We start from the raw sequence: 11,763 nt of genomic DNA, 5'->3' as shown, positions 1-11,763 counted from the left end.
AGCGGCTTCTTCTAAGCCGCCGCAGTTTGAAAATTCCCAACATTCGGGTTAGGAGGCCTTCCGTGAATATTGTGAAGAATGAACTTTTATACGAAGGAAAAGCAAAAAAGATCTACAAAACCGATGACGAAAACACGCTGTATGTCGTGTATAAAGACTCCGCCACTGCCTTTAACGGCGAGAAAAAAGCAGAAATCAGCGGGAAAGGGCGCTTAAATAACGAGATTTCAAGCTTGATTTTCAAACATCTTCATACAAAGGGCATTAACAATCACTTTATCGAGCGCATTTCTGAAACAGAACAGCTCATTAAAAAGGTAACGATCGTGCCGCTTGAAGTCGTGGTCAGAAATGTTGTGGCAGGAAGCATGTCCAAACGTCTCGGCATTCCAGAAGGCACGGAGCTTGAGCAGCCGATTATCGAGTTTTACTACAAGGATGACGCGCTGGGTGATCCGCTCATCACAGAAGATCATATTTGGCTATTGAAAGCGGCGACTCCTGAGCAGGTAGAAACCATTAAGTCCATTACAAAAACAGTAAATGAAGAGCTTCAAAGCATTTTCGACGATTGTCATGTCAGATTAATAGATTTCAAGCTTGAATTCGGTTTAGATGCAGAAGGGCAAGTGCTTTTGGCGGATGAAATTTCTCCTGACACATGCCGATTGTGGGATAAAGACACGAACGAAAGGCTGGATAAAGATTTATTCAGACGCAATCTGGGAAGCTTAACCGACGCATACGAAGAGATTTTCAAAAGACTGGGAGGCATTCATCATGTATAAAGTAAAAGTTTATGTCAGCTTAAAAGAAAGTGTACTAGATCCACAAGGGAGCGCTGTCCAGCATGCCTTGCACAGCATGACTTACAACGAAGTTCAAGATGTGCGCATCGGGAAATACATGGAGCTTACCATTGAAAAATCTGACCGTGATCTTGACGTGCTAGTGAAAGAAATGTGCGAAAAACTTCTTGCGAACACAGTGATTGAAGATTACAGATATGAGGTTGAGGAGGTAGTCGCACAGTGAAATTTGCGGTGATTGTGTTACCCGGCTCCAACTGTGATATCGATATGTATCATGCTGTAAAGGATGAGCTCGGCCATGAAGTGGAATACGTCTGGCATGAGGAAACAAGTCTTGACGGCTTCGACGGCGTGTTAATTCCGGGAGGATTTTCTTACGGCGATTACTTAAGATGCGGCGCCATCGCCCGATTTGCGAATATTATGCCAGCTGTCAAACAAGCAGCGGCTGAAGGAAAACCTGTTCTTGGCGTCTGTAACGGATTCCAGATTTTACAGGAGCTTGGGCTGCTGCCAGGCGCAATGAGACGCAACAAAGATCTGAAGTTCATTTGCCGTCCGGTTGAATTGATTGTTCAGAACGACGAAACATTATTCACAGCTTCCTACGAAAAGGGAGAATCGATTACAATCCCGGTTGCCCATGGTGAAGGGAATTTCTACTGTGATGACGAGACGCTTGCTACATTAAAGGAAAACAATCAAATTGCTTTCACATACGGCTCTAATATTAATGGAAGTGTCAGCGACATTGCCGGTGTCGTGAATGAGAAAGGCAATGTATTAGGCATGATGCCTCACCCTGAGCGCGCGGTCGATGAACTGCTTGGAAGCGCCGACGGTCTTAAATTGTTCCAGTCTATCGTGAAAAATTGGAGGGAAACTCATGTCACTACTGCTTGAACCAAGTAAAGAACAAATAAAAGAAGAGAAACTGTATCAGCAAATGGGTGTCAGTGATGATGAGTTTGCATTGATAGAATCCATTCTTGGAAGATTGCCGAACTACACAGAAATCGGAATTTTTTCTGTCATGTGGTCTGAGCATTGCAGCTATAAAAACTCAAAGCCGATTCTGCGTAAATTCCCGACAAGCGGCGAGCGTGTGCTGCAGGGGCCGGGGGAAGGCGCCGGAATCGTTGATATCGGTGATAACCAAGCGGTTGTGTTCAAAATTGAATCACATAACCACCCATCAGCTCTCGAGCCTTACCAAGGCGCTGCGACTGGCGTAGGCGGAATTATCCGTGATGTATTCTCAATGGGTGCACGCCCAATCGCTGTATTGAACTCTCTTCGATTTGGTGAACTGACTTCACCACGCGTGAAGTACTTGTTTGAAGAAGTAGTAGCGGGTATTGCCGGATACGGCAACTGTATCGGCATCCCGACAGTCGGCGGAGAGGTGCAGTTTGACAGCAGCTATGAAGGAAATCCGCTCGTCAACGCCATGTGCGTCGGTTTAATCAACCATGAAGACATCAAAAAAGGCCAGGCGAAGGGTGTCGGCAACACAGTAATGTACGTAGGAGCGAAAACAGGGCGTGACGGCATCCACGGCGCTACGTTTGCTTCTGAAGAAATGTCAGACTCGTCTGAAGAGAAGCGTTCTGCTGTCCAAGTCGGCGATCCGTTTATGGAGAAGCTTTTGCTTGAAGCATGTCTGGAAGTCATCCAATGCGACGCCTTAGTCGGCATTCAGGATATGGGAGCTGCCGGTTTAACAAGCTCAAGTGCAGAAATGGCAAGTAAAGCCGGTTCTGGCATTGAAATGAACCTTGACCTGATTCCTCAGCGAGAAACAGGCATGACCGCGTATGAAATGATGCTTTCTGAATCACAAGAACGGATGCTTTTGGTTATTGAGCGCGGACGTGAGCAGGAAATCATCGATATTTTTGACAAGTATGATCTTGAAGCGGTTTCTGTCGGACATGTGACAGATGATAAAATGCTTCGCCTGACACACAAAGGAGAGGTTGTGTGCGAGCTGCCTGTTGATGCCTTGGCAGAAGAAGCACCGGTTTACCATAAGCCTTCTCAAGAGCCTGCTTATTATCGCGAGTTTTTGGAAACGGACGTTCCGGCTCCGCAAATTGAAGATGCGAATGAAACGCTGAAGGCCCTTCTTCAGCAGCCGACGATTGCGAGTAAAGAGTGGGTTTATGATCAGTATGACTACATGGTGCGCACGAATACAGTTGTCGCTCCTGGGTCTGATGCTGGTGTTCTCAGAATCCGCGGAACGAAAAAGGCGCTGGCGATGACGACAGACTGTAACGCGCGTTATCTCTATCTTGATCCTGAAGTCGGAGGGAAAATTGCTGTCGCTGAAGCAGCCCGCAACATCATTTGCTCAGGCGCAGAACCGCTTGCGGTCACAGATAACCTTAACTTCGGAAACCCGGAGAAGCCGGAAATCTTCTGGCAGATCGAAAAAGCGGCAGACGGCATAAGCGAAGCGTGCAATGTTCTCAGCACACCGGTTATCGGCGGTAACGTATCTCTTTATAACGAATCAAACGGCACGGCGATCTATCCGACACCAGTTATCGGCATGGTTGGCTTAATTGAAGATACAGCACACATTACAACACAGCATTTCAAACAAGCGGGAGATCTCGTATATGTGATCGGTGAAACAAAACCAGAGTTTGCCGGAAGCGAGCTGCAAAAAATGACAGAAGGCCGTATTTACGGCAAAGCGCCGCAAATCGATCTTGATGTAGAGCTGTCTCGTCAAAAAGCACTGCTTGACGCGATTAAAAAAGGCTTCGTTCAATCTGCGCATGATGTGTCTGAAGGCGGCTTAGGCGTAGCGATTGCGGAAAGTGTCATGACGACTGAAAACCTTGGCGCTAATGTGACTGTAGAAGGGGAAGCGGCATTATTATTCTCTGAATCTCAATCCCGCTTCGTCGTTTCAGTGAAAAAAGAACATCAAGAAGCGTTTGAAGCAACTGTCAAAGATGCGGTTCATATTGGTGAGGTAACAGCTGACGGAATTCTGGCGATTCAAAACCAAGACGGACAACAAATGATTCATGCGCAAACGAAAGAGCTTGAACGCGTATGGAAAGGAGCTATCCCATGCTTGCTGAAATCAAAGGCTTAAATGAAGAATGCGGCGTTTTTGGGATTTGGGGACATGAAGAAGCCCCGCAAATCACGTATTACGGTCTCCACAGCCTTCAGCACCGAGGACAGGAGGGTGCGGGCATCGTAGCGACTGACGGTGAAAAGCTGACGGCTCACAAAGGCCAAGGTCTGATCACTGAAGTATTTCAAAATGGCGAACTCAGCAAAGTAAAGGGAAAAGGCGCTATCGGGCACGTTCGGTACGCAACGGCTGGAGGCGGCGGATACGAAAATGTTCAGCCGCTCCTCTTCCGTTCCCAAAACAACGGCAGCCTGGCGCTTGCTCATAACGGAAATCTTGTCAACGCCACTCAGCTGAAGCAGCAGCTCGAAAATCAAGGGAGCATCTTTCAAACCTCTTCGGATACAGAGGTTTTGGCTCACCTGATCAAAAGAAGCGGACACTTCACGCTGAAGGACCAAATTAAAAACTCGCTTTCTATGCTGAAAGGCGCCTACGCGTTCCTGATCATGACCGAAACAGAAATGATTGTCGCACTTGATCCAAACGGGCTGAGACCGCTATCCATCGGCATGATGGGCGACGCTTATGTGGTCGCATCAGAAACATGCGCATTTGACGTCGTCGGCGCAACGTACCTTCGCGAGGTAGAGCCGGGGGAAATGCTGATCATTAATGATGAAGGCATGAAATCAGAGCGTTTTTCCATGAATATCAACCGTTCCATTTGCAGCATGGAGTACATTTATTTCTCCAGACCAGACAGCAATATTGACGGTATTAACGTACACAGTGCCCGTAAAAACCTTGGAAAAATGCTGGCTCAGGAATCCGCAGTTGAAGCTGACGTCGTAACCGGGGTTCCGGATTCCAGTATTTCTGCGGCGATCGGCTATGCAGAGGCAACAGGCATTCCGTATGAGCTCGGTTTAATCAAAAACCGCTATGTTGGCAGAACGTTTATTCAGCCGTCCCAGGCTCTGCGTGAGCAAGGCGTCAGAATGAAGCTGTCTGCGGTGCGCGGGGTTGTAGAAGGCAAACGCGTCGTGATGGTGGATGACTCTATCGTACGCGGAACAACTAGCCGCCGGATTGTCACGATGCTTAGAGAAGCGGGTGCGACAGAGGTGCATGTGAAAATCAGTTCACCGCCGATCGCTCATCCGTGCTTTTACGGCATTGATACGTCCACACATGAAGAATTAATCGCGTCTTCGCACTCTGTTGAAGAAATCCGTCAGGAAATCGGAGCCGATACCCTCTCATTTTTGAGTGTGGAAGGGTTGCTGAAAGGCATCGGCAGAAAATACGATGACTCGAATTGCGGACAGTGTCTCGCTTGCTTTACAGGAAAATATCCGACTGAAATTTACCAGGATACAGTGCTTCCTCACGTAAAAGAAGCAGTATTAACCAAATAAAACTTGAAAATGACATAAAGGCAGCGCAGTTCGGCTGCCTTTCTCTTTCTGCCCTCGTTCGGGGAAATATTTTGAAAAGCGCCTTAAAGGAGTGAATAGGATGTCTGAAGCATATAAAAACGCAGGAGTTGACATCGAAGCCGGATATGAAGCTGTAAAACGAATGAAAAAACACGTGGAGCGCACGAAACGGCTTGGCGTTATGGGCAGCCTTGGCGGTTTTGGCGGCATGTTTGACCTGTCTGAGCTTTCTTATCAAAAACCAGTTCTCATTTCGGGAACGGACGGTGTCGGCACAAAATTAAAGCTCGCTTTTTCCATGGATAAGCATGACACGATTGGCGTGGATGCTGTTGCAATGTGTGTCAATGACGTGCTGGCACAAGGTGCAGAGCCGCTGTTTTTCCTCGATTATTTAGCGGTTGGCAAAGCGGACCCAGTGAAAATTGAACAGATTGTACAAGGTGTGGCGGAAGGCTGTGAGCAATCAGGTTCAGCCTTAGTCGGCGGTGAAACGGCTGAAATGCCGGGACTCTATACAGCTGATGAATACGATATTGCCGGTTTCTCAGTCGGAGTGGCAGAAAAGGACGAAATCGTGACTGGAGAAAACATCGAAGAGGGCCATCTGTTGATCGGCCTCAGCTCCAGCGGCCTTCACAGCAACGGCTTTTCCCTTGTCAGAAAAGTGCTTCTGGATGATGCGGAGCTGGACCTCGATACAACATATGAGCCGTTTGAACGCCCGCTTGGCGAGGAATTGCTTGAACCGACGAGGATTTACGTGAAGCCTGTGCTTGCCGCGGTCAAAAGCGGAAAAATCGACGGCATGGCGCACGTGACAGGCGGAGGATTTATTGAAAATATTCCGCGTATGCTTCCGGAAGGCTTAAGTGCGGAAATTGATCATGGCTCATGGCCGATCCCGCCGATTTTTTCTTTCTTGCAAGAGTACGGCCAGCTAAAGGAAGAAGACATGTTCAACGTCTTTAATATGGGTATCGGTTTTGTTTTGGCTGTCAAAGAAGAGCATCTGACAGATGTGATCGGAACGCTTGAAAGCCATGGCGAAAAAGCCTATTTAATCGGGCGTGTGAAAAAAGGTGAAGGCGTCACATTCGGCGGTGCGGCACTTTCATGAAAAAGTTTGCGGTATTTGCATCAGGAAACGGTTCAAACTTCGAAGCCATCGTCACGCGTTTGAAGGAGGAGAACTGGGATGCGTCAGCAGCGCTCCTCGTTTGCGACAAACCGCAGGCGAAAGTCATCGAACGGGCGGAAGCATTCCACATTCCATCCTTTGCATTTGAGCCGAAGTCTTATGAAAACAAGGCTGCATTTGAAAAAGCCATTATTGAACAGCTTCGTCTTCACGAGGTTGAATTGATTGTTCTTGCCGGCTATATGAGGCTGATCGGTGATACGCTCCTTCAAGCATATGGAGGAAAAATCATTAACATTCACCCGTCGCTTCTTCCGGCGTTTCCTGGAATCGACGCAGTCGGACAGGCATACCGGGCGGGTGTGAAGGTGGCCGGAATCACCGTGCATTATGTCGATGAAGGAATGGATACAGGTCCGATCATCGCTCAAAAGGCAATCGAAATTGATGAACATGATACATTGGAAACAATCGAACAGCGGATTCACAAGCTTGAGCATAAATGGTATCCGAGTGTGATTAAACAGCTATTAGGATTAAATAACAGAGGTGAAAAGGCATGACCATTAAACGTGCGTTAATCAGTGTTTCAGATAAAACAAATCTTGTTCCTTTCGTAAAAGAACTGACAGATCTTGGCGTTGAAGTCATCTCCACAGGCGGAACGAAAAAGCTTCTTCAAGAAAACGGTGTGGATGTGATCGGAATTTCTGAAGTGACAGGCTTCCCTGAAATTATGGACGGCCGGTTAAAAACCCTACACCCGAATATTCACGGCGGCCTTCTGGCGGTTCGCGGCAATGAAGAGCATATGGCGCAGATCAATGAACACGGGATTCAGCCGATTGACCTCGTTGTCGTCAACCTCTATCCATTTAAAGAAACGATTTCTAAAGAAGACGTCACGTATGAAGAAGCGATTGAAAATATCGACATCGGCGGACCTGGCATGCTGCGTGCGGCATCAAAGAACCATCAGGATGTCACGGTTATCGTCGATCCGGCCGATTACAGCCCAGTGCTAAATCAAATCAAAGAAGAAGGCAGCGTATCTCTTCAGAAAAAACGCGAGCTCGCGGCAAAGGTATTCCGTCATACTGCGGCATATGATGCACTGATCGCTGACTATCTGACAAATGTTGTCGGTGAAAAAGAACCAGAGCAATTCACTGTGACATTTGAGAAAAAACAATCGCTTCGCTATGGAGAAAACCCGCATCAGGAAGCAACTTTCTATCAAACAGCTCTTCCTGTCAAAGGCTCCATTGCGCAAGCAGAACAGCTTCACGGAAAAGAGCTTTCTTACAACAACATTAAAGACGCGGATGCGGCAGTTCAAATCGTTCGTGAATTCACTGAACCGGCTGCGGTTGCCGTGAAGCATATGAACCCGTGCGGCGTGGGAACAGGAAAAACGATCGCCGAAGCGTTTGACAGAGCGTTTGAAGCGGATAAAACATCTATCTTCGGCGGCATTATCGCGCTGAACCGTGAAGTGGACAAGGCAACTGCCGAAGCGCTTCACAACATTTTCTTAGAAATCATCATTGCGCCTTCATTCAGCCAAGAAGCGCTCGACGTCCTGACTGCGAAGAAAAATCTCCGTCTGCTGACGCTTGACGTATCTGCTGCTGTTCAAAAGGAAAAACAGCTGACATCCGTTCAAGGCGGGCTATTGATTCAAGATTTAGATATGCACGGCTTTGATGATGCTGAGATCAGCATCCCGACAAAAAGAGAGCCGAATGAGCAAGAGTGGGAAGACTTGAAGCTTGCTTGGAAAGTCGTGAAGCATGTGAAATCAAATGCGATCGTTCTCGCAAAGGACAACATGACAGTCGGCGTGGGAGCAGGCCAAATGAACCGCGTCGGATCGGCAAAAATCGCAATCGAGCAAGCAGGGGAAAAAGCGAAAGGCAGCGCGCTCGGATCTGATGCATTTTTCCCAATGCCGGATACTGTTGAAGAAGCGGCAAAAGCGGGCGTTACGGCTATCATTCAGCCGGGGGGATCTGTGCGTGACGAGGATTCCATCAAAAAAGCGGATGAATACGGCATTGCCATGGTATTCACCGGCATCAGACACTTCAAACATTAAGGGGATGAAAACGACGTGAATGTATTAATTATCGGTAAAGGCGGAAGAGAACATACGCTGGCGTGGAAGGCAGCGCAAAGCAGCCTCGTCGAGAATGTATTTGCAGCTCCTGGAAATGACGGCATGGAAGCTTCCGCACAGCTTGTAAACATTGAGGAAAGCGACCACGCAGGGCTTGTCTCGTTTGCAAAAGAAAACCAGGTCGGCCTAACCATTGTCGGCCCTGAGGTTCCTTTAATTGAAGGTCTGGTGGATGAATTCGAAAAAGCGGGTCTGCGCGTGTTCGGCCCGTCAAAAGCCGCGGCGATCATCGAAGGAAGCAAACAGTTCGCTAAGGACTTAATGAAGAAATACGACATTCCGACCGCAGAATACGACACGTTTACATCCTTTGATGAGGCGAAGGCATATGTGCAGGAAAAAGGTGCTCCGATTGTGATAAAAGCAGATGGACTTGCAGCTGGAAAAGGCGTTACTGTGGCTATGACAGAGGAAGAAGCAATTGCATGTCTGCATGACTTTCTTGAGGATGAAAAGTTCGGTGATGCGAGCGCGTCCGTTGTCATTGAAGAATACCTTTCTGGTGAAGAATTTTCTCTAATGGCCTTTGTCAAAGGAGAAAAAGTGTATCCAATGGTGATTGCCCAGGATCACAAGCGTGCGTTTGACGGAGACAAAGGCCCGAATACGGGCGGAATGGGCGCTTACTCTCCAGTTCCGCAAATTTCGGAAGAAACGGTTCGCCATGCTGTAGAAACGATCGTGAAGCCGGCCGCAAAAGCAATGGTACAAGAAGGCCGTTCCTTCACTGGCGTTTTGTACGCTGGATTGATGCTTACTGAAAACGGCTCGAAGGTCATTGAATTTAATGCCCGTTTCGGCGATCCGGAAACACAGGTCGTGCTTCCGCGCATGGAATCTGATCTGGTACAGGTGCTTCTTGATCTTTTAGATGATAAGGAAGTTGACTTAAGATGGAAGGATACCGCTGCTGTTAGTGTGGTGCTTGCTTCTGAAGGATATCCGGAAAGCTACGCAAAAGGCACGCCGATCGGCAGCCTTGCTGCGGAAACTGAGCAGGTCGTGGTCTTCCATGCCGGAACGAAAGCAGAAGGCGGAGAGTTCGTTACAAACGGGGGGCGCGTCGCCAATGTGACAGCTTTTGATGAATCGTTTGAAGCGGCTAGAGACCGAGTGTACAAAGCGGTTGATGAAATTTTCAAACCGGGACTCTTTTTCAGAAAAGACATTGGGGCACGCGCTTTAAAGGCTGCTCAAAAATAACTGAGGAAAACCCGCAGATTAGCTGCGGGTTTTTTGTTATCAAAAAGCGGGATGGCAGCTGGAAGAAGAAAGGACAACGAGCGTGGTCGGTTTTCCATGGGCCATAGAGGCGTCAATAAAATCCTCAAGCGTATGTACCGATTCAGTCACGACCTTTGTCACATAGCTGTACATACCCGTGATGCGGTGATTTTCTGCTACATCAGGATGCGATGTTGCAAAGGCGGCGTAGTGCTTGCAGCTTTTCGGCTCCATGAGAATAAAAGCGGTGACATGCTTGTTTAGTTTTTCGTAACAGATATTCGCGCTGTACCCGGTAATCACGCCTTTATCTTCCAGCTTCCTGACACGCTCCGCCGCGCTTGGCGAACTGAGTCCGACAAGCTTTCCCAGCTCAACCATCGTTAATCTGCCGTTTCGCTGCAAATGCGAGAGAATCTGAAGGTCTGTATCGTCCATTTGTCCGGCTCCTTTACATATTTAGGCGAATGAATGAAAATTCCTTTGATCATAAGGCAATGCTGTTGATTTAACTTCATTGTAGCATATGGATGCCGTCTTATTTTTTCTATAATAAAGCCATCAATCAGAGAGGAGGCATCATGTTGCCAGAATTACAGCGCTCTATTACTTGGATACAAGGGACGGCGTTAACGATTGGGGCGGTTTTAGGATGCGGGATATTAATTTTGCCGTCTGTTACCGCGGATACGGCCGGTCCGGCTTCTTTATTTGTCTGGGTATTCATGTCTTTTTTATCTTTTCTTCTCGTCGGCACGCTGGCACGGCTTGTGAAAATTGCGCCTAGTGCGGGAGGAATCACGGCTTATGTGCAGCTGGCTTTTCGAAAAAAAGCCGGAGCGATTTTGGGCTGGATCATGTTAGGGTCCGTTCCGATTGGCGTTCCCATCATCGCTTTGACTGGCGCGCATTACGTCAGTTACGTCACAGAGGCGGCCGATTGGCAGGTTACATCGATTGCTGGTTGTATGCTGGCTATATCTATTTTGCTTCATATGAAAGGGATTCAACTATCAGCAAACATCAGTACACTCGTCATATGTGTCATCGTATTTCTGCTTGTCACTTCTATTGCTGTGTCATTGCCACACGTCACGATAGCAGAATTCAAGCCGTTTCTTCCGCATGGCTGGTCTGTTGCTGGATCTGTTTCTGTTATGATTTTTTTCTCTTTTGTAGGCTGGGAAATGATTACTCCATTGGCTGAGGAATTTCATCGCCCTGAAAAAGATGTCCCAATCAGCTTGTTCTTGGGAGCGTCTTGTGTGGCAGGGCTGTATATCATGCTGTCATTTGTGACGGTGGGGACTCATTCATATGGAGAGAATGGAGAAATTGCATCGCTCGCCATGCTCATCTCAAAAGGAGCAGGGGAAAGCGGTGTATACGTCACGGTATGCTTAGCGCTGTTTATTACATTCGCCACCATCCATGCCAATATTGCTGGTTTTTCAAGAATGGTGTACGCATTGGCGAGAGAGGGGCACATACCCGTATTTTTTGGAAAACTCAGTGCGACAAAACGTACGCCTATTCGCGTTTTGACAGCGATGGCCGCAGTGTTTGGCTTAGTGCTTGCGGCGCATGGTCTGTTTCAAATCGATTTGACGACTCTGTTGAAAGGGCCGAGCGCGGCTTTTATCGCATCTTACATATGTACAATGGCGGCAGCACTGAAACTGCTGGGCAGGAGAGATATAGGCTGGTGGATGGCGCTCGGGGCATTTGTCGCGTGCGCGGTGATTTATTCATTCAGCGGCTGGGCACTGCTTTATCCGGCAGTGCTGGCAGCTGCAGGATATTTCTATATGAAAACAAAGGGTGGGCATAAAAAAAAGCTTGATCACGTTTTGTGATCAAGCTTT

General features: G+C 47.9%; 11 protein-coding genes. 10 read left to right on the top strand and 1 reads right to left on the bottom strand.

What is annotated here, in order from left to right; translation table 11 throughout:
• Positions 1-62: 62 nt before the first annotated feature.
• The 9 genes from purC to purD all read left to right on the top strand — a co-directional run bounded on the left by purC (position 63) and on the right by purD (position 9,877).
• A complete protein-coding gene (gene purC / locus NYE22_RS18750; protein WP_342412048.1) occupies positions 63-788 on the top strand; it encodes a phosphoribosylaminoimidazolesuccinocarboxamide synthase in 726 nt (241 codons plus the stop codon).
• Positions 781-1,035: a phosphoribosylformylglycinamidine synthase subunit PurS gene (gene purS, locus NYE22_RS18745; protein WP_003219409.1), complete on the top strand. Its 255-nt coding sequence runs from the start codon at positions 781-783 to the stop codon at positions 1,033-1,035. The genes purC and purS overlap by 8 nt, the downstream gene beginning before the upstream one ends.
• Entirely contained in the window at positions 1,032-1,715 is a 684-nt protein-coding gene (gene purQ / locus NYE22_RS18740) for a phosphoribosylformylglycinamidine synthase subunit PurQ (RefSeq protein WP_003243954.1), read from the top strand. Before purS ends, purQ begins: the two co-directional genes overlap by 4 nt.
• Entirely contained in the window at positions 1,699-3,927 is a 2,229-nt protein-coding gene (purL, locus tag NYE22_RS18735; RefSeq protein ID WP_049140793.1) for a phosphoribosylformylglycinamidine synthase subunit PurL, read from the top strand. Before purQ ends, purL begins: the two co-directional genes overlap by 17 nt.
• Positions 3,903-5,333, top strand: a complete 1,431-nt coding sequence (gene purF / locus NYE22_RS18730) for an amidophosphoribosyltransferase (RefSeq protein ID WP_003233947.1) — start codon at positions 3,903-3,905, stop codon at positions 5,331-5,333. Before purL ends, purF begins: the two co-directional genes overlap by 25 nt.
• 100 nt (positions 5,334-5,433) lie before the next feature.
• A complete protein-coding gene (gene purM / locus NYE22_RS18725; RefSeq protein WP_021481302.1) occupies positions 5,434-6,474 on the top strand; it encodes a phosphoribosylformylglycinamidine cyclo-ligase in 1,041 nt (346 codons plus the stop codon).
• Positions 6,471-7,058: a phosphoribosylglycinamide formyltransferase gene (gene purN / locus NYE22_RS18720; protein ID WP_021481301.1), complete on the top strand. Its 588-nt coding sequence runs from the start codon at positions 6,471-6,473 to the stop codon at positions 7,056-7,058. Before purM ends, purN begins: the two co-directional genes overlap by 4 nt.
• The gene (gene purH, locus NYE22_RS18715) at positions 7,055-8,593 is read left to right on the top strand and encodes a bifunctional phosphoribosylaminoimidazolecarboxamide formyltransferase/IMP cyclohydrolase (protein ID WP_161986709.1); all 1,539 of its coding nucleotides are present in this window, start codon (positions 7,055-7,057) and stop codon (positions 8,591-8,593) included. Before purN ends, purH begins: the two co-directional genes overlap by 4 nt.
• A 15-nt stretch (positions 8,594-8,608) precedes the next feature.
• Positions 8,609-9,877: a phosphoribosylamine--glycine ligase gene (gene purD, locus NYE22_RS18710; RefSeq protein ID WP_041851230.1), complete on the top strand. Its 1,269-nt coding sequence runs from the start codon at positions 8,609-8,611 to the stop codon at positions 9,875-9,877.
• Positions 9,878-9,916: 39 nt separating this feature from the next.
• On the opposite strand, the gene NYE22_RS18705 is transcribed toward purD, so the two are convergent.
• Complete coding sequence (locus tag NYE22_RS18705; protein ID WP_015252648.1) at positions 9,917-10,336, bottom strand: Lrp/AsnC family transcriptional regulator; 420 nt, start codon at positions 10,334-10,336, stop codon at positions 9,917-9,919.
• A 143-nt stretch (positions 10,337-10,479) separates the two neighbouring features.
• Between NYE22_RS18705 and NYE22_RS18700 the strand changes: the two genes are divergently transcribed.
• Complete coding sequence (locus NYE22_RS18700) at positions 10,480-11,754, top strand: amino acid permease (RefSeq protein ID WP_160244179.1); 1,275 nt, start codon at positions 10,480-10,482, stop codon at positions 11,752-11,754.
• Positions 11,755-11,763: the final 9 nt, after the last annotated feature.

Source organism: Bacillus sp. FSL K6-1560, from assembly GCF_038592935.1.
Lineage (GTDB): Bacteria > Bacillota > Bacilli > Bacillales > Bacillaceae > Bacillus > Bacillus subtilis.
The sequence above is the reverse complement of the archived record's forward strand: the minus strand, read 5'-3'. Positions and strand labels throughout refer to the sequence as shown.